The sequence below is a fragment of the Vibrio sp. 10N.286.48.C11 genome, assembly GCF_041469805.1.
Lineage (GTDB): Bacteria > Pseudomonadota > Gammaproteobacteria > Enterobacterales > Vibrionaceae > Vibrio > Vibrio crassostreae_C.
This window is the reverse complement of the sequence record NZ_JBFRLK010000016.1, coordinates 62287-82747: the sequence shown is the minus strand read 5'-3', so window position 1 is coordinate 82747 and position 20461 is coordinate 62287. Positions and strand designations below refer to the sequence as shown.

Genomic DNA, 20461 nt, shown 5'->3' with positions numbered 1-20461 from the left:
TCATTTTGTTTTTATTTAGATGTAACGAATTGTAAATGAATTCGATTGATTGATAAGATAGGAAAAAAGGGAAACACTGTTGCAAAAATCTAACTAATGGCGCTTTGGGAGAAGTACGATGGACTTAAATGCTGTGACTGTTTTTACACAAGTTGTTGATTGTGGGAGTTTCACGCACGCAGCTGAAGCATTGAACATGACCAAGTCGACCGTCAGCCGAAAGCTAGACGAGCTGGAACAGCATCTAGGTGTGAGGTTGATCACTCGTTCGACACGAAGTTTAGTCTTAACGCCAGAGGGTGAGCGCTTTTATCAGTCGAGCATGCAGATGCAAGAGATCATGAACCAAGCTGAGCTAGAGGTTTCAGCCAATCAGGATTTGATCCGAGGGCAGTTAAATGTTGTGTTGCCTGTCGAATTGGGGCATCAAGTATTAGCTAAATACATCCACAGCTTCCTAAAAGAGCACCCAAACGTGACTTTGAACTTAGAACTGTCGAATCGAGAAGTCGACATCATTGCGGAGGGGATCGATCTTTACGCACAAATTGGTGAGCTAGTGGACTCGAGCTTGGTTTCTCGCTACCTCACAACATCAAAGCGTGTATTGGCAGCCAGCCCTGAGTATTTAGAGCAGTTCGATGACGTCTCTTCACCCGATGATCTTGAACCGCCATTCAGAATGATTGAGGTGGTGAACAAGGCCGCGCGTCTACCCAAGTGGCATTTACAATTAGAAGGCGGAGAGTCGATTTTGATCGATCTACCGTGTCAGTTGCGGGTGAATACCATCACGGCATGCCTAACAGCGTGTGTGGATGGGCTCGGCTTGGCGGTGCTTCCTGAATTCATTTGTCGGGAACACTTTAAGACAGGTAAGCTGATTCGTCTGTTACCTGAATATGAGATGCCAGAAGTTTCAGTAAGCCTAGTGTATGCAGACAGGCAGTTGATGCCGAAACGTAAGAAGGTCTTTATCGACTATCTACTGACTGCTTTTCAAAATAGAGCCAATCAAATAACGAAATAAAGGCATATTGTATTGGGAGCAACAGAAGGAATCGGCTGCCTAACTGTTGATTAGTTGTAATTCATTGACAATGACCAATAACATTGAAAAGAGAAAAACGAACTTGTTAACAAGTTCGTTTTTTTCTGATTGCTAATGTAGTTGTAGGCTAAGTACCGAACTAGCTCTTTTTCTCTGTGTACTCTAGCTTGTAGAAGTGAGCTTCACTTTGTCCATTCGTAAATTGGTTGTATACGCCAGCTTTGAAGTAGCTTAATAGGTGACGCCAGTAGTCAATATCCTGCTCAACTTTACGTTCACCGTTTACGTCAACAATAAGTTTCTTATCACCCACGATTAAATCAAATGCTGTTGGTTTGCCTTGTGGTGCTTTGCCTAAATCATACTGAGAATATGCTACGTCTGATTTGCACATTTCCTTGTCTTGGTTTTTCTTGCCGAACGATCCTTTACAAATTACAGCGTTGTTTTTAATGATTGCCCAGAAATGCCCTTCAATACCATTATTGTCACGTTTCCATACAACACGAAGCAAAGGGTGAGGGACATTGTGAGTACCAAGATCATCTAAGCCTTTGTTATGTACTTGTAGGAATGTAATCTCGTCTTGCTTAGAGTCTGAGTTCTTCATCGACTCTTCAGGTTTTATGATCTCCACCTCCGAACTTAATGTGTATGTTTCATTTGTTAAGTCTGTGCGGAAGTTTTCCTGAACGCGTAGCTCGTTGCGCAGGTGGTCATTCTTCATGGTAAAGACTAGCGCTTCACTTTCTTTGTCGACATAGAAGTTGTTGTTCACAATGCCGTCGTAGTTATTATCGAGCGCAAAATAGTCTTTGTTGCCTTTCTTTCCGTTTGGATCTGAAATTTGAAGTTCAGAAACTGACAAAACATTTTGGTATTGAGAGTAATTAGAAGGTTCGCCTAAAGCTCCTTCTGGATTCGAAAACTGAACATTAGCGATTGCCGAAGAAGAAAAGGCAAGAAGGGCACAGCAAGTGAGTAGGGTCTTTTTCATCAAAAATATCTCTTTTGTATTATTATCATTCAATATAAGCATTGATATCACTTTTGAGATTTATGTGAAAACATCTGTGTTTGAAATTGTGGTCGGCACCCAATTTTCTTGTACAAAAATAGAGAGAATTAGGTGTCGATTGGGATTGGCTGGTCTTGATTAAGCTCTGCCTTAACGTTTATTCCACTGGGTACTAAGGTCCAAGTGGCGATTTTTGCTGAGTCAGCTTTATCGGAAAAGCCAATGACCAGATTGGTCGCTTTCTGTGGTTGGCTATCAACGGTGAGAGCAGCACTGTTAACGCTTAAGCCGTTCCAATCGACCTCTAAAGTATTCGATGAGGTAGCGACGGTATTGTTGTTACTGGTGAGCGTTATTTGGCTCGCTTGTGCGTTGGATGAAAACAGACAAGCTGTTGTTAAAGCCACAATGGCAAAATTAGAAAGATTGAGTGGGTGACGTACGCTGAGCATATTTAGATTCCGTAAAGGGTAACTACGGTTATTACACCTAAGTAGCGCTAGTGCTTTGTCACCTATATGTCTCTATTTTCTGTTTGGCTTTAGTGGTTTTCCATTAGAAAGGCACGGCGACGCGCTGCACATATTGGACTTCAATAGCGCCTTGGTATTCAAACATTTCAACCGAAGCACTCAAGTGCTTGGCTTTGGTTCCAAGTGGACTTTCTGTGGGAACGGGTGCTTGCGCTGTTTTGATTGGCACTTTGTAACCCAGCAGGTTGTAGTTTTCATCAAACCATTGCCAACTCACGTTAGCGTCGGGGCAGTTGTCGATCACCTTTGGAGGCGAGAGCACGATATGTGGTTCGCTGAGTTTACTTTCGAGCGTCAGCCATCGATTACTGTTATTTAAAGCGACAATAATAGGGTAGTGATTTGAACCTATCTTTAGTTGATAAACACCAGATTCGGGTTTGATGAACATTTCATTGGTTTCAATCTCTTGATACTCATTATTGGAAGCGAGTTGTCCATCGAGAAGGACTTTACCTTTAGGCGATACCAAAGAAAGAGTTTGAGTTTCTGAGCCTTTGCTGAGTTGCTCGGCAGAGACTTTGATTTGATAACCGTGCGACGACAGGCCATAGCGTCGAATGAAGCTGACTTGGATGTGGTGTTTTGGCTCAGCACTTTGTTTGAGTAAGGTTCCACATTGAGTCTGGCTCAGGATCTCTTGTTTGACTGGCAGCCAAAGCTCACTATCGAGTGATTTGTGATCGAGTGCGATTTGCAGCTCTTGCCACGCAACTTGAGGTTGGTCATCAAGTAGAGATTGATAGGTGTGCTGCAATGGCGTGTCGGTAAACCATGCCGCATGACTTGCGAGCGGCAATGTGTAGATCAGTGCGGCTAACGAAGTAACTTTCATTATGATTCCCCAGCCAAGCGGTAACCAACGCCGCGATGCGTTTCGATATTCAATGTTGGCAGCTTCTGGCGTAAGCGCAGTATGTGATTATCAATAGTTCGGGTACTAGGAAAGGCCTGATACCCCCAAATTTTATTGAGTAACTCATCTCGGTGAAACACTCGGCTTTGGTTCTGAACAAACAGTACCAATAGCTGAAACTCTTTAGGTTTTAATGTGACTGGGCTTTCGTCCAGATAAGCGATTCGTTCCGACAAGTTGATTTGGATATTTGCGTAATTTAAGTGGCTCACACCTAACGGATGTAGCTGGGTAATGACTCGAGCAAGTAATTCGTCGTTAGAAAATGGCTTAGTCACGTAATCTTTGGCACCCGCCATTAAACCTTCAACACGTTGTTGAACTTCGACTTTAGCGGTCAGCACAATCACAGGCAGCGCTTTGAGGAGCAACCAGTTTGGAAGGTGTTGCAAGCTGTCCCCATCTTCAAGCTGTCGATCCAATATCACAAGATCGGCTCGAAACCATTGCTTACTGGCACTCTCTGAATCCTTCGCCCAAAGGCATTGGTAACCATTGGATTCAAAGAAGCTGACGAGGCCTTGTCCAAGCAGTTGGTCGTCTTCAATCAGCAGTAGGGTGTTCATAAGCAATTTCCAAAATACATCGGGTTGGGTTACGAAGAATAATGAGGCGGCCATTCGCTTGTTTCATTAAGTGTTCGACAATAGTTAGGCCAATGCCCATGTTATCCAGTTTGTGCGTTTCACTTGGCGTGACACGAGACATGAGTCGTTGTATCGGCGAAGGGAAGTGCCCTTCGTCTTGTACCTCAATCGTCAGCTTGTCTTCGAGTTCGACCTTTACCAAAACCTCGCCTTTACCGTGTTGTTTGGCATTCTTGATTAGATTATCCAAGCAGATGGTTAGCCAGTAATACGGTAGGTTAAGTTCAGCATCACTTGAATCACATTGATACTCGATATTGTGTTTTTCACATACATGATCGAGCCACTCTTCTAATGAAGCGTTTTGCTTCAACAAAGGCTCTGACTGATCCGAACTTAGGTACACTTTGCTGTTTTCGGTGAGCTGAGAGAGCCGTTGATAGTCAGATATTAAACGCCAAACTGCACTTTGAGTTTCATCCGAAAAGTCATCGTAGCGATTTCTGAACATCTCAACAGTTAAGCCAAGGCTAGTAATGGGCGTGCGCAGTTCATGAGTAAGAAGCTGTAAAACGAACTGCCTCTCTTTTCGTTGTTTTGTTCTTAGGTATAAGACTCTAGCGAGCCCGGAAAGCAACGTTAACAGCAATGAAAATATCAAGGTTTTCATGATCAGATTGTCATTGCTAGGCTCGCTTAAGCACACGTTGCTGTAACGAAAAGTACAGGTTTCACCTGCCAACGATAGTTCTTGCTGCTCTGCAATAGGTTGCCAAACATCTAAGGGAATGGCTTTCCAGCCTTGTTCGCCACTTAACCAAAGCACATCGTCTTGTTGCCAAGCGCGGTATCCATTGAGCAGTGCTTCTCTGCCTTGTGCCGTGAGTGCTTCTAGCTTGGTATATAAAGGGTGCAGTGGGTTGGTAATACTCAAAAACGGGCGTATTTGCTCGCTTACGTCTGGGTAAGCTGCCAAATAACGATCAGCAAAGCTGCCACCGGAAGGGTGACGTTTGGAGTGTGCTGCAAACCAAATCGAATCCAATGCTTGTTGCTGACACAAAGCGAGCTCAAACTCGATGGCGTCATGTAATGAAGGGTTACTGTTTTCAATTGCTTGGCAGTGATCTTGTATTGAGGCTAACGTTGCGATGTCGTCCCAACTGAATTGGTTGAAATCAGGATAACGGCTACTTTCATGAAGCAGTACTTTTGGGTACTGAGCCAACTCTTGTTGAGATACTAAGATTGGGGATGATTGCCAGGTCAGTTGATACAGGGTTTGCCACTTGTCTTGCAAACTTTGGGCATTGGCTAAAGTTGGGAGCCAAAAGGTCAAGCAAAGGGCTAAGGTAAACCTGCGCATCCAATCATTCTCATTAAAAGTCGTGAGGCGAGTCTAAAGACTTTTGGGTTAGATTTGTAACCTGAATGTCAACAAGTGCTCCCTTAACAACAAACTGTCGTGTGGATCATGCTTTTAAATAATATGATGAAATTACAATAAGTATCATTTTATTCCAATAAATCAGATAATTGTGTACTTATTGTCATTATTAAGCATGTGGGAAGGACTATACTCAACTCATACCAAATAAGAGGAACCATCATGAAACTCATCATCAAATCAGTATTGGCAATCAGTATTTTGGCTACAGGCTCTGCTCATGCGTTCGAATTAACCAGCAGCGATATTCAAGAAGGTCACCCAATGGCAAAGACTTTTGAATACTCTAGTTGGGGTTGTGACGGCGATAATCAATCACCACAATTGATGTGGAAAGATGCACCAGCAGGTACCAAAAGCTTTGCTATCACAGCTTATGATCCAGATGCACCGACTGAAAGTGGCTTCTGGCATTGGGTTGCGTTTGATATCCCTGCAACTGTGAACGAGCTACCTCGCGGTGTCGACATCTCTAAAGTCGGTGGCAAAGAAGGTCGTATTGATTACGGTACAGTTGGCTACGGTGGCGTTTGTCCTCCAGAAAAAGATGGTATGCACCGTTACCAGTTCACGGTTTGGGCATTACCAACGGACAAACTTAACCTCGACGAAAATACGCCGTCGGCTGTGGTTGGATTCACGTTGAACAGCATGGCTTTAGACAAAGCTAAACTGACCGCAACTTATACACGTTAATAGCTTATGTACGTTAAAGCTTATACACATACATAATAAGTAAATAAGGGGATGAGATGAATCATCAATATCAAGTGACGATCTTTCGTGCAGAGCAGTTACAAAAGCTGCGTAATGTGAGGATTCTATCCCCTAGTATCATTCAGATCATTACAGGAAGTAAGCGCCTGTTTTGGAAAGATTCAGCGGCAGAGCTCTCACATTCTGATCTGCTGTTGTGTGAGGCATCAGCTTCACTAAGTTTTGAGAACATGCCCCACAAAGGGCGCTTCTTGTCGCGAGTGTTCAGCTTTCAATTCCAACCTTCTCAGGCGATGCTTGATTTAAGTGAGGAACGGTCGAATGATCTGGGACTGCCTACGGTGAAAGTAGATCGAAACTTACAAGACTCACTCAATGCGTTGTTTTCGTTTGATACACAGAGCATGAGCAAAGAGACTCAACAGTTTTGGCTGCAGGGCTTGTACCAGCAATTGGCTGAAAAAGGGGTATTGCATCGACTGTTTGCCAGTGCCAACGTCTCGTTTAGCCAAAAGCTTAGCCATTATCTTTCACATTCACCAGATGAGAAACATCCGCTAGAGTCGGTGGCGGAGCGTTTTGCGATGAGCCGAGCCACATTGATTCGGAAGCTCAAACTGGAAGGCATGCAATATCGAGAGGTACTGGCTGAAGTTCGCTTGAGTCACGCGCTTTATCTGATGCAAAACGGACAGCAGAATGTGGCGATGTTGGCTCAGTCTTGCGGTTACCAATCGGAAGGGCGTTTTAGTCAGCGCTTTAAAGGCAAGTTTGGTTTGTCGCCAAGTGAATACATCAAAACCGTCGTCAGCCATAGAGTCGCGACGCCATAGTCATTATGTTTGGCTTAAACGCTCACTTTCTTATCTCGTGCTGCCAATGCCGCGAAAATCGTGCACGCAAAGGCAACAGATGCGATCAACAGAATCGGCACACTCCAAGAATCTGTCTGAGCATGAAGCTTACCCACCAGCGTTGGACCAGTGGCTGCCAACGCATAACCGATTCCCTGAGCCATACCCGACAATGATGCGGCTTGGCTGCTATTCGATGTACGCAAGCCAACAAAAGAGAGCGCGATAATAAATGTCGAGCAGTTGGCTAATCCAAACAGTCCCACCCAAAAGATCGCAAACTCAGGCAAATACAGAAGACCAATCAATCCAACAAATACACTCGATGCACATAGAGTGATGAGCCATTGTTGATTGTCACTTTTGGCTAAGAACGGCAGTAACAGCAGCCCCGGAACCATAGTCGAAAATTGCAGAAATCCATAAATGTAGCCCGCGTCGATTTCGCTGTAGCCAAGATCGTTCAATATCTGTGGCAACCAGCCAGCCAAAGAGTAGAAGGTAAATGAGTTAAGCCCAAGCGCTAACGTTACTTGCCACGCTACGCCGCTTTTAATCATCTGTTTCATCGGCAGAGGTTTGTCTTGTTGCTTGTTATTGTTGGCTGAAGGTGAGCGTTTTCTGATTTTAGGCAACCAGATCATCAAAGCTAATATTGGGAATATTAGGTTCATTAACAGTGCTAATTGCCAACCCGTGATCGTAAATAAGGTTAGATTTGAAAACGGCACCATCAAACTTGAGCCTAACGTCGACCCGATGCCCATCGTAAAGATGTACAGAGAAGTCACAGTAGCGATGCGTGTCGGGAAGCTAACTTTCACTACTACAGGCAACAACACATTACCAATCGCGATACCAAGCCCGATCATCACCGTGCCGATATACAAGGTTGGGGTTAACCCAGCAGAGCGCAGTGTAATACCCGTAGTGATCAGAACTAAGCCTAATAACAGGCTAGGCTCTAGACCAATTCGTTGGGATATCTTGGTGACTAATGGTGAGAATAAGGCAAAAGTTAACAGTGGCAAAGCTGTTAAGAAGCCTGCAGCCGATGACGTAAGGTTGAGGCCTTCCATAACCTGAGAAAGCACAGGAGCCAAGCTCGTAAAAGGCCCACGAAGGTTAAGTGCTAGGAATAGAATCCCTAACATCACGAAAATGCTATTACGAAGAGAGGCGCTCATAGGTTGTTCTACTGTTTGCTTATGAGAAGACAGGCTAGCCTACAGATCATTGAATGATTACACAAATACCGTTTAAATAGGTTTACTAATGATTGAACCTGCGCAGTACGCGCTTAGCCAGAAAAGTCACCCATGACTGTATTAAATATCGACAAGCTCATCTCGGACTTCCCACTGCTTCAACAATTGATTGCATTGGAAGAAGTGGTTTGGTTTAACCCAAATGTGACGACTCTGGAGCGAGGTTTGCTTTATGTGGGATTAGGCGAACAAGATATTCACGATGCGAGCATGAGGCTACAAAGGTTTGCTCCTTATGTAGCCAAGGCGTTTCCTGAAACTCAAGCGACCAATGGCATCATCGAGTCTGAGCTTATTGACATTCCATCTATGAAATCAGTATTGGAAGCGCATTATCAGCAGTCTATAAAAGGGCGTTTGATGATGAAGAAAGACAGCCATTTGCCGATTTCAGGTTCAATCAAAGCGCGTGGTGGTATTTATGAAGTACTAACACATGCCGAGAAGCTTGCGATTGAAGCGGGGTTACTGTGTGAGAGCGATGACTACAGTAAGTTGCTCGAACCTGAATTCCGTGACTTCTTCCAACAATACAGCATTGCGGTAGGCTCCACAGGTAATCTAGGCATGTCGATCGGTATCATGAGTGCAAAATTGGGCTTTACTGTCTCTGTTCATATGTCGGCAGACGCGAGAGCTTGGAAGAAAAGCAAACTTCGTGAGCATGGTGTCAACGTTGTTGCAAATATGAGCTGCTAAAAAGATAAGTCATGATAGAAGAGTGTTGTTTATAGCTTGTACACACTCTTTCTCACCTCTAAATCCCACCTTAATTCAAACAATAACTTGCACAGATCGTTATCCAAAATACACATTTTATAAATTAAGCTTCTTAGATGTTCTAACTATCAGTTAGGTTGAGTGGCATTCAACTTGATAGGGATTGAGCAATGCAGACGGACAAAGTGATACAGACAAGACACATAAACACACCAGAAAAATTACTCCAGCGTTTAGATGCGATTGGGGAGTCTTTGGAAGCATCGGGTAAGGCTCATGCTCTGCTGGGATTGGGCTCAGTAGGTATTGAAACAGAACGACTTGATCAGTATTCAGATGTCGATTTTTTCGCAATAGTGCAAACAGGGCACAAGCAGTATTTCTTAGACAGTTTGCATTGGCTATCTGATATTCACTCAATCGACTACGCAGTGAGAAATACCGTCGATGGCTATAAAGTTCTGTACGCTGACGGAATCTTTTGTGAGTTTGCAGTGTTTGAACCCCACGAGTTAGCGCACATTCCGTTTGCTGAAGGGCGTATTGTTTGGCAGCAACATGAATTTGATACACAGTGTTGTGTTTCACCAATAAAAGGGGAGACAGACACTAATTCCCAAGATTGGATCATTGGTGAGGCTCTAACCAATCTTTATGTGGGTATGTCTCGTTATAACCGAGGCGAAAAGCTGTCGGGCAGTCGGTTCGTTCAATCTTACGCACTCGACCGTTTGATCGATCTTGTGGATCAAACTGAACAGTCTGAGCCTGAATTCGTTGATGAATTTATGTCGGATAGAAGGCTAGAAGCACGCTTCCCTAAGTTTGCCCAATTGCTACCAACCTTTACCCAAGGCTACGAGCGCACCGCTGAATCGGCACTTGCCCAACTAGCATTCCTCAACACCCACTTCGCAGTCAACCAAGCCATGTGTGACCGAATCTCTGAACTGTGTTCCAGTAAAGATTAAGCTTATAGCGTGTGAATCCCCAAGCCTAACTGACACCACCTTTCAGATGATAAGCGGCGGGCAACCTAATTGAGCTCTCGAATTATTATTCTTAAGCACTAAACCCGTACGCTTTTGTTTACTCTTCAAGACCGTGACTGTTCGTGTTTACTCCGCTTATCACTGGATGTCGTCAGCCAAATAAAATACAATCGAACAATGTTTTATTAATTCGTGCTTTATCATTATGATGAGAAACTTACTCATATTCATCGTTAACCTAGAACGACAACCTAATAGATAGAATGAAACGTGAAGGCGAGCCAGATGGTTCGCCTTTTTTGGTCTTCTAAATCTGGCCACCATTCTTCCTAAGAATCGTGTTCACTTATCTGAGCGCTGAGTCAGGCGACGGTTAACGAAAATAGGAATTATTAGTTCTGGAAGGGAGTCGCCGAATTTACCCTGTTTGACTTGTTATATGCATCAAGGGTTCTAATACTCATCCCAAAGTAAGCAATGAAATCTAATCTTACAAAGACAACTCTTATATTCACTTACGAGCATAGTAAGATGTTTGCTGTTAAGTAGGTTTAGGTTTAGTTATCAATATTCTAGGGAAGAAAAATGAAGAATAAGAGTGTGTTTTTAAGTGTCGCGATGGTGATATTGTCAGCTCATGCAAATGCATCAGATGCGAACCATGAGTCTGTATCAGATGGAGTTATCGCAGAACAAAGAGCGAAGCTTTCTGAAAATACCCAAGGGCAAGGTTTTGGACCGCAAGCTCCACGAGATTTGGGTTCATTAGAAGGTAAAAATACTAGGCTGTTCTCGGATGCCCCTGATTCAACAGCGATGAACTTATGTAATATTCACTTCCATAAAAATGCTGAGCATAAAGGTGGAGAGTTTACTCAATACGCTGGTAACGGTGATGGTAAGGGATTCCAGAGTGGCTTTAAATACACAGGCAAGCTGAGTTCTGCTGAGCTGAAACCATTTGAGGGCAAGGTTTGTCCGAGCGAGCATGGTTCTTTGCATTCGGGTGACACCATTGAAGTTCACTATGTTTATTCAACGGCGCAAGTTGAACCGGGTGAAACACTGGGTGCTTGTTTTAACGATGCGATTACCAACCCGCAACTGCGTGTAGAAACCCAAGTTTACGTATTAGTGAATGACGACAAAGCACCCGACTTTGAAGCGCTCGCTAAACATTCAAAAGTGAACGGCTTACACCAAGCACCAAACATCCCACAAGATACGGGCTCAGCGATCCAATACGCAGGCTCTACAACGGGTCCTGGTTATAATGAGCAAGGTTCACCTTTCCAAGTAACATGGAGCGTTAGACCACAAGTCGCGAAAGTAAATATCGCGACAGTAGGTAGCTGGTGTGAAGGCAATGACTTTAACGAAGATCACGCCCACGGTGTGAGAAACTTGGTGGTTAACCCCGAGTTGTTATCACCCATTCGTAACGACTAAACGATTCTGGCGAACAAAATGATTAAGGCGAGCCAATAGGTTCGCCTTTTTTATGCCCTAACGAAAAGTACTTAGGTTTAGGTTTAATTAAGTCTGGTGGGTAAATTACGTGCGACACTTATTCAATACATGAGTTGTGTAAATCGTATTTAGTAAAAAACGTTCTTTACCAGAATCGAAGCTCCATGATACGTTCATGATCAATTATGTTGGGTTATAGAAAAGGACAGTCCAATGTCATTAGAAAGTGCGATTACATTCTTTATTGCCATGTTTGTATTTGGTATTACTCCGGGGCCTGGCGTCTTTGCCATTTTAGCTCGTGCTATGGTTCAAGGATGGCGAAAGTGCGTCACGCTTTCGTTAGGTATGATATGCAGTGATCTTATTTACCTTGCGCTTGCCTGTTTCGGTCTAGCAACGATTGCCGAGAATTGGTCGATTGCGTTTGAGGTGATTCGCTATGTTGGTGCAGCTTATTTGATTTACTTGGGCTACAAGATGTTTAAGAGCCTGCCTGAAGTGCAAGGCTCTGCGGAACTTGCGGCCAAACAGAGTCAGAAATCTGAACTCGCGAGTTTCGCGCAAGGCTTTTTGATTTCAGCATCGAACCCTAAAGTGATTCTGTTTTATATTTCGTTCTTGCCGACTTTTATTGATCTGACTGTTCTGCGCTCACAAGATATCGTATTAGTTTCTGCTTTAGCATCTGTTGCTCTGATGTCAGGCTTAATGCTTATCGCTGTGGGCGCGGGCAGAATGGCAGGTTTGTTAAAAACGCCACGCGCACATAAAAGGTTAAACCAAAGTGCTGGTGGAATAATGATTGCTGCTGGCTCATATTTGGCGATCAATCGATAAATACGAATCTTTAAACAAAAAGGCGAACCGATGGGTTCGCCTTTTTAGTTGGATATAAATGCCATCGTTTAAACAGAGACTTGTTTGTTAGTCACAATGGTGCAATTATTTAACGAGTGATATTACTCGAATGCATGTCTTATGATGACTATCGAACAACAGCTTTCTCGGCTGGATCTAAACTTATTAGTGTCGTTAAGTGTTTTAATCAAAGAGAGGAACGTAACGCGAGCTAACGCCAACAGATGAACAGGATGTGGTTCGAATGAACCGAGACACCTACTACTCAATGGCAGTAATTAATGTATCAAAGGGGGCGACCGTCACGTTACCTGAGATCCCTGAAGGCAAGTACATGTCGATGGAAGTGATTACTGAAGATCACCGCATTCAGCCAATGCAATACGGTTCAGGTACGTTTGATCTTTCTACTCATAGCGGTGATCACGTTTACGTCATTGTTCGTACCGACGCGACATTCTCGAAAAATGAAGTTCATGAAATCCAAGATCAGATGAGCATTGATGCAAAAGCAGACGGCAAATTTATGGCAATGCAAGTGGATGAGAAATCATTCGATGAGGTAGAGAAAAACCTTAAAATGGAAATGCCGAAACTACTGAAACGCGATGGTGCTCAGGCGACGTTTGGTATGTTTACCAGCCCTGAAGATGCTTCAAAAGAGATGTTTACCAAAGAGAAGTACGCAGTGGGTGCGGCTATCGGTTGGGGTGGCGCGCAGTTAGATGACAATATTTACGAAGTCTCTGGTAACTTCCCAGCAGACACTTGTCATCAGGCAACCTTTGATGATCCTAAGAACCAAGCGTTTTGGTCGGTAACGGTCTACAACAAGCAAGGTTTCATGTTTGGTGAAGTGGCGAACGTAAGCTCAAACACGGCTGAGAAAAATGCAGACGGCACTTACACCGTAAGCTTTGGTTGTGGTGATGATGCAGTAAACAACATCAAAACAGAAAACGATTCTGGTGTGTTTAACTTAGCTTTCCGTCATTACATTCCAAGCCAAAAAGTACGTGATGGATTCCGAGTGCTTCCTTACGTGAAAGCAGTGAACTAATGTTGCGATAGTCGTACAACGATTATAGATGCGCGTTATTACCAAATGGCAATAACGCGCTTTTTTATGGATTCTATTTCATTTCTTGCTTTCTTAAGTGTAGAAACACAAAGGGCGACTCAAAAATGGTCTAACTTTGATTATACGCAGCGAGCCTCAGTTCAAATAAATCAATTAAACCTTCTTCCATCGATACTTTCAGTTGCACCACGCATTTGATCGAATTTAAACCCGCTGACACCTTATGTGATAACGCTTCCAGTTATCTTTTCAGCCTCTAAAGGGAACAAATACCACAACCAGCGTTATAAAAAGCGATAGCCGTGGAGTGTTATGAGTCCTATTTGAGGTGTATAGTTATAGGTAATTCATTGGGTTATTGAATATTTAAGTTATCAAAAGATGCGGATGTCATGAAGAAAAACGGATTTACTTTAATGGAATTAATCATCGTGATCGTGATACTCGGAGTATTAGCGGTAACGGCTGCTCCAAGATTCCTTGGTATTCAGGAATCAGCGAGAGAAACGGTACTTGAAGGTGTTGCGGGTGCGATGGAAGGCGTGATCACGCAAGTGACTTCTAAAGCTATTATCGCAGGGCTTGATCCTGACGCAACAAACCCAGGTGACCAAAGTAACTATGTGATTGACTTTGGTATTGGTAGCGTTGAAGTTGATTGGGGTACGCTATGCCCTGAAAGTCAAGGAGAGTCCGGTGATAAACCATTAAAAATGCTCGATTTCCTTACCTTGTCAGATGATGACAGCTTAACGTCTGATTTCGGTAACCGACATACTGTAGTTGGTTACGATTACGATTTTACCCAAGCTGAACTAGATAGTACGAACATAACGGACGCGGATCTAGAGACGCGCCAAGGTTGCTTTGTTCTTTATGACTCTTTTGGCCGAACAAATGGCAGCCAATGTCCTGATGAAGGATGTGAGTGTACAGTCCGTATTGTTAACAACAATTGTTAAACCGCACTCTTTAACTGATTGATAGAAATTCAATAAAAAAGCGCGTTATTGCCGAGTAGCAATAATGCGCTTTTTTGTATTAGCTTGATGCTCTGTCTTAGTTTGCCAATGGAGCACTTGCTGGTGGCAAGTCACGCTTCCTAATCACGTGTCGTAAGCGAATTAACATCAACGTCGCTGAAACGCTCAAGCCCGTTAGGATACCAATCCAAAAGCCTTCTTCACCCATTGCTGGAACAATGTGGTCTGTTAAGCCCAACACCATGCCCAGTGGTAGTGCTAAGCCCCAGTATGAAGCGATAGCTAAGATCATCGGGATCTTGGTATCTTTATAACCACGCAGTGCACCGTTAGCAGACGTTTGTAATGCATCGCTGAACTGGTACATCGCAGTAAAGGTCAACAATACTGCTGCTGTTGCGCTAATTGCAGGGTCGGTGGTGTAAAGCCTAATGATCCACTCAGGGAACAGCAAGAACATCGCAACCGAAAGCAATGAAATTAACGCTGCAACCAAGATACCGACTTTGCTGCGCTCAATCGCTCCGAGTTCGTCTTTTTCACCCAAAGCGTGTCCAACACGAATCGTAATGCCAAACGAGATACTCATCGGGATCACATAAGTTAGGCTCGATATATTGAGAGCGATTTGCGCCGCTGCTACATTCTCGGCACCAATACGGCCGATCATAAGAGCGATTACCGCAAAGATACTGCCACACACCGCGATGTTCATCCCGATAGGTAAACCTAATCTTAGAAGGTGAAGCATCTCTTTTGCTTTTGGCTTCGCGTCTGCAAAGCTGATAATGGTTTTGTAGTGATGATGGCCTTTGATGTAGGAATACAGCATTCCCGACATTAACCAGTACACCAAGCTTGTCGCCCAGCCACAACCTACAGCGCCCATTTCAGGGAAGCCGAACTTACCGTAGATAAGCACGTAGTTGACCGGAATATTTATCAACAGACCAACCACGGAAATGATCATTGGTACTTTGGTGTTGTTCATCCCTTCACAGAAGCCGTTCAAAGTGTAGAACAGGGCAATACCCGGCACACCGAAGGCTAGGGCAAATGCATAGTCACTGCCGATAGGGATGATCTCAGCGGCTACCCCAATCCATTCTAAGATCGGTTTAGCACTCACCAAGTAAGCGATAAGTAGCACACTCGCGATTAATGCCAACCAAACCATCTGGAAGAATTCAACAGAGATACTTTGGAAGTCACGTGCGCCGCGGTGGTAAGCGACAACAGGCGTTAGCGCCATAATCACGCCACGCAGTAGCAGCAACACAGGAATCCAAAGGCTAGTGCCGAGAGCAATAGCGGCAAGATCGGCAGGGCTTACTTGGCCAGCCATTGTCGTATCGACAAATCCCATCGCTTGGGTAGCTATTTGAGTCAAAATGATTGGAATCGAAAGATGCATAAGCGCACCCGATTCACGAGTAAAAGGACGAAGTTTCGTTAGCATGGAAGTTCACAACACCAATATAAATACACGAATGATGGCAGGATGGCCGGTGTGCATTTTAGGATGTGCCCCGTTGGGCGGGCGACAATATAAACACCTTACCGTATAGGGTCAAGCATTGGATTTATAGAGTTTAACTTGCTTTGATATTCGGATAGGTTCTGAAGGTCAAAACACAGCGCCAACGCACGTAAGTTAATGATTTATTAGGAATCATACTCGACCGATAAATTCTATATTTACCACGCTAATCACTAAGCTAGCGGTATAAATGATTGTTATGGAAAGACAAAGGCTAGTACAATTGGTGGCATAAGGAACTAGAGAGTAAGATTCTGTATTTAGATGCGGGATTTTTTCGGTCTAATAGCTGTATACAATTGAAAATATCAACTGAGTAGTAATAGTATGATGCTTTATAAATATATGTCTTTTAACTCCGCAGTCCTCATGCTTAAGAATCTCTCGCTCGGTTTCACTGGGTTAGAGGATCTTAATGACCCGTTTGAGGGGACAAATTTTGGTTTTTCTGCCACAGGTAGTATTTCACCACGTAATGCTGTTCGAGTTTTCAAAGGGCATTTTTCGCGAAAATATGCGGTGTCATCGTTAACTAGAAACCCTCTCAACTCTCTAATGTGGTCGCACTATGGGGATAGTCATAGAGGGGTTGTGATTGGTATTGATGCTGAAGAATGTGGGCTTACTTCAAACCAAGAATTTATAATCCCTGCTCAATTAGGTGAGATAATTTATGTCAGTACAAAAAATAAAGACTTAAATGGTGTGCCATCTCAAAAGCATCTAGATGAACTACGAACTTCGACGGTTTTCAGTCCTGAGATTAAGAACTATTTAAAGCAAGAATTTTTATATAAATCATTAGAGTGGGGTTATGAAGAAGAAGTTCGTGTCATAAAAAGCCTTACCGATTTTAAGTTTGGCTATCACACTAAGGAAGATCAGCTTCTGACAAATGATGGCAGGTGGAATAAGGTTAGAAATAGTTATCTAGGACAACCCTTGTTTTGTTATAAAGTCCCAAAGTCAGGTATTAAAGAAATTTACCTTGGAGCTAATGTATACCGCAATGTTGCTCGCATCGAAGAGGGAGCACATGAACAACGCGTTAAGGATGATCTCGATTTCTTGAAGTCATTTGGCTGTAGGGTATTCAAGTGCGAGCCTGACGCACAAACGTGGGATCTTATGCCTGTAGAGTTGTAAGCTAACAAACAACTGTAGAGCCAATATCAACTTGGCGCTATCTATCTTCTGTATACTATTACTTCTTAGCTTAAATCTGGCGCTGTATAGCTTCTACTGCCACAAAGCCAGTAGAAAAACAAAAAGACCAATCCCAAGCGTTACTTTTAGAAGCAAGCCAAGAGGGGCTCCACCTTTTGGCGCTTTATTGCAACATCCCATAATCAGTTCCTAATTCATCGTTGGTTTCACTCAACCTTAAACCTTTCCCTTACGGTAAGGTCAATGCTTTCTTAGTCATATAATCTGAAAAACAAAAAAGCGAACCAAGTGGTTCGCTTTTGTTTATCTAAAATCTACAAAATTAGTCTTCGTAGTTGTCGATGCTTGGGCAAGAACAGATTAGATTACGGTCGCCGTATACGTTGTCTACACGGTTAACTGTTGGCCAGTACTTCGAGTTCTTCGTTGCTTTCGATGGGAAGCAACCAAGTTCACGAGAGTAAGGGCGATCCCATTCTGCGCCAGCTAGATCAACTTGTGTGTGCGGTGCGTTCACTAGAGGGTTGTTGTCTAGTGGCCATTCACCGTTTTTCACTGCTGCCATTTCGTGACGGATTGCGATCATCGCTTCACAGAAACGGTCTAGCTCTTCTAAATCTTCTGATTCAGTTGGCTCTACCATTAGCGTGCCAGCTACTGGGAAAGACATCGTAGGCGCGTGGAAACCGAAGTCCATTAGACGCTTAGCAATATCTTCTTCGCTGATGCCTGTTTCTTCTTTTAGTGGACGAATATCGATAATACATTCGTGCGCTACGCGGCCGTTAGTGCCACGGTAAAGAACAGGGTAGTGAGGACGTAGTTTTTCCATCACGTAGTTCGCGTTCAGAATCGCTACTTTAGTCGCGTCTGTTAGGCCAGGTTCGCCCATCATTGCGATGTAAGCCCAAGAGATAGGTAGGATTGACGCACTACCTAAATCTGCTGCTGATACTGCGTAGTCAGAACCTTGAACACCATTTTCGATGTGGCCTGGTAGGAAAGGTGCTAGGTGCGATTTAACACCGATTGGACCCATACCCGGACCGCCGCCACCGTGTGGGATACAGAATGTTTTGTGTAGGTTCAAGTGGGATACGTCTGAACCAATGAAGCCAGGCGAAGTTAAACCTACTTGAGCGTTCATGTTCGCGCCGTCTAGGTAAACCTGACCGCCCGCTGCGTGTACTTGTTCACACACTTCTTTCACTTGCTCTTCGTATACGCCGTGCGTAGAAGGGTAAGTGATCATGATGCTTGATAGGTTGTCTTTGTGCTTCTCGATTTTCGCTGCTAGGTCTGTCATGTCGATGTTGCCATCTTCATCACACTTAACAACCACTACCTTCATTGAAACCATTGATGCTGTTGCAGGGTTAGTACCGTGCGCCGAGCTTGGAATCAGACAAACGTTACGGTGACCTTCACCGCGGCTTGCGTGGTAGCGTTGAATCGCGATTAGACCTGCGTATTCGCCAGATGCTCCAGAGTTAGGCTGTAGTGAGAAATCGTCGTAACCGGTGATTTCACATAGCTTCTCTTTAAGATCTTTTGCTAGTGCTGTGTAACCCGCCGCTTGCTCTAGAGGTGCGAATGGGTGAATTGAACCAAACTCAGGCCATGTTACTGGAATCATCTCAGCAGCAGCGTTCAGCTTCATCGTACAGCTGCCCAGTGGGATCATGCCGTGCGTTAGTGAGAAGTCTTTGTTCTCAAGCTGTTTTAGGTAACGCATCATTTGCGTTTCGCTGTGGTGCGTGTTGAACACTGGGTGAGTTAGGAACTCTGATTCACGACGACAGTTTTCTGGAATTGCCGCAAACTCATTTGATGCAATGTCAGAAGATAGCGCTTGAACGTCTTCTTTTACGTCGAAGATAGCGAATAGGGCATTCACGTCGTCGACTGTGGTTGTTTCATCTAAGCTGATACCGATCTTACCTTTAAGAAGGCGCAAGTTGATGTCTGCTGCTTGTGCTTTCGCGTACAGTGCATCTGTCTTCTCTTCAGAGTTGATTGTGATGGTATCGAAGAAGCTGTTGTTTGTTAGCTCGTAACCCGCTTTAGTCAGGCCAGCCGCTAGGATAGCTGTCATGTGGTGTGTACGACGAGCGATAGTACGTAGGCCTTCTGCACCGTGGTAAACCGCGTAGAAAGACGCCATGTTTGCTAGAAGTGCTTGAGCTGTACAGATGTTCGATGTCGCTTTCTCGCGGCGGATATGTTGCTCACGAGTCTGCATTGCCATACGTAGCGCTTGGTTACCGTGAGTATCGATAGATACACCGATTACACGACCTGGCATTGTACGCTTATGCTTTTCACGAGTACCCATGAATGCAGCGTGAGGACCACCGTAACCCATAGGAACGCCGAAACGTTGCGCTGAACCGATGACTACGTCTGCGCCCATTTCGCCCGCAGGCTTAAGTAGAGCAGAGGCAAGTAGGTCAGTAGCCACTGTAACCAGTGTTTTGTTAGCTTGAGCTTTAGCAATGATGTCTGTTAGGTCACGCACTTCACCCGTTGTACTAGGGTATTGAAGAAGCGCACCAAATACGTCTTGCTCTGGAAGTGTTTCAAGAGCACCAACCATTACTTCAAAACCGATGTACTCAGCACGAGTTTTAACAACTTCTAGTGTTTGAGGGTGAACATCGTCAGCAACGAAGAATACTTTGCTCTTGCTTTTGCCAGCACGCTTACACAGTGTCATTGCTTCGCCAGCCGCTGTCGCTTCATCAAGAAGGGATGCGTTCGCGATTTCCATACCTGTTAGGTCCATTACCATTTGTTGGTAATTGAGTAGAGCTTCAAGACGACCTTGAGAAATCTCTGGTTGGTATGGTGTGTAAGCTGTGTACCAGCCTGGGTTCTCTAAAACGTTACGTAGAATAACGTTTGGAGTGAATGTGTTGTAGTAGCCTTGGCCAATGAAAGTACGTTTCACTTGGTTTAGGTTAGCGATCTCTTTAAGAGAGGTCAGCATGTCCATTTCGCTCAGTGGCGCAGCAAGTGTCATTGGTTTTTCAAGACGGATTTGTGCAGGAACCGTTTCGTCGATCAGTGCGTCTAGGCTAGTCGCGTTGATCGCTTCAAGCATTTTTTGCTGGTCTGCTTTATTTGGGCCGTTATGACGAGCAACAAACTCGTTTTGAGTACCCAGGTCTTTCAGTAATTGGCTTTGAAGTAATTCAGTCATGATATGTTCTACTTTCTCTCTGGAGCCGTGAGCTAGCCCCTAAAATTAAGCTGC

General features: G+C 44.1%; 15 protein-coding genes and 3 pseudogenes. 10 read left to right on the top strand and 8 right to left on the bottom strand.

All coding sequences use genetic code 11. The features are described 5' to 3' along the window. The first annotated feature begins 118 nt into the window (after nt 1–118). On the top strand, nt 119–1030 hold the full coding sequence (locus tag AB4209_RS06000) for a LysR family transcriptional regulator (protein ID WP_017060504.1): 912 nt from the start codon (nt 119–121) through the stop codon (nt 1028–1030). A gap of 160 nt (nt 1031–1190) precedes the next feature. Here the strand turns inward: AB4209_RS06000 and AB4209_RS05995 are convergent, their stop codons facing one another. The 5 genes and pseudogenes from AB4209_RS05995 to AB4209_RS05975 form a co-directional block, all read right to left on the bottom strand. Next, on the bottom strand, nt 1191–2048 hold the full coding sequence (locus AB4209_RS05995) for a polysaccharide lyase family 7 protein (protein WP_017060503.1): 858 nt from the start codon (nt 2046–2048) through the stop codon (nt 1191–1193). A gap of 149 nt (nt 2049–2197) precedes the next feature. Beyond that, nucleotides 2198–2521, bottom strand: a pseudogene (locus AB4209_RS05990) (glycosyl hydrolase); the annotation flags it as partial. Between the two features lie 103 nt (nt 2522–2624). Then, nucleotides 2625–3437 (bottom strand): DUF2861 family protein, encoded by an 813-nt coding sequence (locus tag AB4209_RS05985; RefSeq protein ID WP_372055152.1) that lies wholly within the window; start codon nt 3435–3437, stop codon nt 2625–2627. Then, nucleotides 3437–4084, bottom strand: coding sequence for a response regulator transcription factor (locus AB4209_RS05980; RefSeq protein WP_372055150.1), 648 nt, complete (start codon nt 4082–4084; stop codon nt 3437–3439). The genes AB4209_RS05985 and AB4209_RS05980 overlap by 1 nt, the downstream gene beginning before the upstream one ends. After that, the gene (locus AB4209_RS05975; RefSeq protein ID WP_372055148.1) at nt 4062–5471 is read right to left on the bottom strand and encodes a DUF3404 domain-containing protein; all 1410 of its coding nucleotides are present in this window, start codon (nt 5469–5471) and stop codon (nt 4062–4064) included. Before AB4209_RS05975 ends, AB4209_RS05980 begins: the two co-directional genes overlap by 23 nt. Before the next feature lie 243 nt (nt 5472–5714). Here AB4209_RS05975 and AB4209_RS05970 point away from each other — a divergent pair, with 243 nt between their 5' ends. Together AB4209_RS05970 and AB4209_RS05965 are read left to right on the top strand one after the other, a co-directional pair. Beyond that, nucleotides 5715–6248 (top strand): YbhB/YbcL family Raf kinase inhibitor-like protein, encoded by a 534-nt coding sequence (locus tag AB4209_RS05970; protein ID WP_372055146.1) that lies wholly within the window; start codon nt 5715–5717, stop codon nt 6246–6248. A gap of 56 nt (nt 6249–6304) precedes the next feature. Next, complete coding sequence (locus tag AB4209_RS05965) at nt 6305–7102, top strand: helix-turn-helix transcriptional regulator (protein ID WP_372055144.1); 798 nt, start codon at nt 6305–6307, stop codon at nt 7100–7102. 14 nt (nt 7103–7116) lie between these two features. Here the strand turns inward: AB4209_RS05965 and AB4209_RS05960 are convergent, their stop codons facing one another. Continuing rightward, the gene (locus tag AB4209_RS05960) at nt 7117–8310 is read right to left on the bottom strand and encodes a CynX/NimT family MFS transporter (protein WP_372055142.1); all 1194 of its coding nucleotides are present in this window, start codon (nt 8308–8310) and stop codon (nt 7117–7119) included. A gap of 132 nt (nt 8311–8442) precedes the next feature. Here AB4209_RS05960 and AB4209_RS05955 point away from each other — a divergent pair. The 6 genes and pseudogenes from AB4209_RS05955 to AB4209_RS05930 all read left to right on the top strand — a co-directional run. Beyond that, nucleotides 8443–9072 (top strand): annotated as a pseudogene (locus AB4209_RS05955) (D-serine ammonia-lyase); the annotation flags it as partial. A gap of 209 nt (nt 9073–9281) precedes the next feature. After that, entirely contained in the window at nt 9282–10082 is an 801-nt protein-coding gene (locus AB4209_RS05950; RefSeq protein WP_065583740.1) for a hypothetical protein, read from the top strand. A 606-nt stretch (nt 10083–10688) separates the two neighbouring features. Further along, the gene (locus AB4209_RS05945; protein ID WP_017064661.1) at nt 10689–11552 is read left to right on the top strand and encodes a delta-class carbonic anhydrase; all 864 of its coding nucleotides are present in this window, start codon (nt 10689–10691) and stop codon (nt 11550–11552) included. A gap of 234 nt (nt 11553–11786) precedes the next feature. Next, entirely contained in the window at nt 11787–12413 is a 627-nt protein-coding gene (locus AB4209_RS05940; protein ID WP_017066602.1) for a LysE family translocator, read from the top strand. A gap of 226 nt (nt 12414–12639) precedes the next feature. Further along, nucleotides 12640–13494, top strand: a pseudogene (locus tag AB4209_RS05935) (DUF1254 domain-containing protein); the annotation flags it as partial. Between the two features lie 413 nt (nt 13495–13907). Beyond that, on the top strand, nt 13908–14477 hold the full coding sequence (locus AB4209_RS05930) for a type II secretion system protein (protein WP_136973498.1): 570 nt from the start codon (nt 13908–13910) through the stop codon (nt 14475–14477). Nucleotides 14478–14574: 97 nt separating this feature from the next. On the opposite strand, the gene AB4209_RS05925 is transcribed toward AB4209_RS05930, so the two are convergent. Then, nucleotides 14575–15957, bottom strand: a complete 1383-nt coding sequence (locus AB4209_RS05925) for an MATE family efflux transporter (protein ID WP_372055140.1) — start codon at nt 15955–15957, stop codon at nt 14575–14577. Nucleotides 15958–16365: 408 nt separating this feature from the next. Between AB4209_RS05925 and AB4209_RS05920 the strand changes: the two genes are divergently transcribed. Continuing rightward, on the top strand, nt 16366–17184 hold the full coding sequence (locus tag AB4209_RS05920; RefSeq protein ID WP_372055138.1) for a DUF2971 domain-containing protein: 819 nt from the start codon (nt 16366–16368) through the stop codon (nt 17182–17184). Nucleotides 17185–17527: 343 nt separating this feature from the next. Here AB4209_RS05920 and gcvP read toward each other — a convergent pair whose 3' ends face one another. Beyond that, complete coding sequence (gene gcvP, locus AB4209_RS05915; protein WP_372055136.1) at nt 17528–20407, bottom strand: aminomethyl-transferring glycine dehydrogenase; 2880 nt, start codon at nt 20405–20407, stop codon at nt 17528–17530. Nucleotides 20408–20461 lie beyond the last annotated feature (54 nt).

Bases quoted from the DNA above. Each gene is read 5' to 3' on its own strand.
- AB4209_RS06000 (WP_017060504.1), top strand. From the start codon at position 119: ATGGACTTAAATGCTGTGACTGTTTTTACACAAGTTGTTGATTGTGGG.
- AB4209_RS05950 (WP_065583740.1), top strand. From the start codon at position 9,282: ATGCAGACGGACAAAGTGATACAGACAAGACACATAAACACACCAGAA.
- AB4209_RS05925 (WP_372055140.1), bottom strand. From the start codon at position 15,957: ATGCTAACGAAACTTCGTCCTTTTACTCGTGAATCGGGTGCGCTTATG.
- AB4209_RS05930 (WP_136973498.1), top strand. From the start codon at position 13,908: ATGAAGAAAAACGGATTTACTTTAATGGAATTAATCATCGTGATCGTG.
- AB4209_RS05920 (WP_372055138.1), top strand. From the start codon at position 16,366: ATGATGCTTTATAAATATATGTCTTTTAACTCCGCAGTCCTCATGCTT.
- AB4209_RS05980 (WP_372055150.1), bottom strand. From the start codon at position 4,084: ATGAACACCCTACTGCTGATTGAAGACGACCAACTGCTTGGACAAGGC.
- AB4209_RS05965 (WP_372055144.1), top strand. From the start codon at position 6,305: ATGAATCATCAATATCAAGTGACGATCTTTCGTGCAGAGCAGTTACAA.
- AB4209_RS05975 (WP_372055148.1), bottom strand. From the start codon at position 5,471: ATGCGCAGGTTTACCTTAGCCCTTTGCTTGACCTTTTGGCTCCCAACT.
- AB4209_RS05985 (WP_372055152.1), bottom strand. From the start codon at position 3,437: ATGAAAGTTACTTCGTTAGCCGCACTGATCTACACATTGCCGCTCGCA.
- AB4209_RS05970 (WP_372055146.1), top strand. From the start codon at position 5,715: ATGAAACTCATCATCAAATCAGTATTGGCAATCAGTATTTTGGCTACA.
- gcvP (WP_372055136.1), bottom strand. From the start codon at position 20,407: ATGACTGAATTACTTCAAAGCCAATTACTGAAAGACCTGGGTACTCAA.
- AB4209_RS05960 (WP_372055142.1), bottom strand. From the start codon at position 8,310: ATGAGCGCCTCTCTTCGTAATAGCATTTTCGTGATGTTAGGGATTCTA.
- AB4209_RS05945 (WP_017064661.1), top strand. From the start codon at position 10,689: ATGAAGAATAAGAGTGTGTTTTTAAGTGTCGCGATGGTGATATTGTCA.
- AB4209_RS05940 (WP_017066602.1), top strand. From the start codon at position 11,787: ATGTCATTAGAAAGTGCGATTACATTCTTTATTGCCATGTTTGTATTT.
- AB4209_RS05995 (WP_017060503.1), bottom strand. From the start codon at position 2,048: ATGAAAAAGACCCTACTCACTTGCTGTGCCCTTCTTGCCTTTTCTTCT.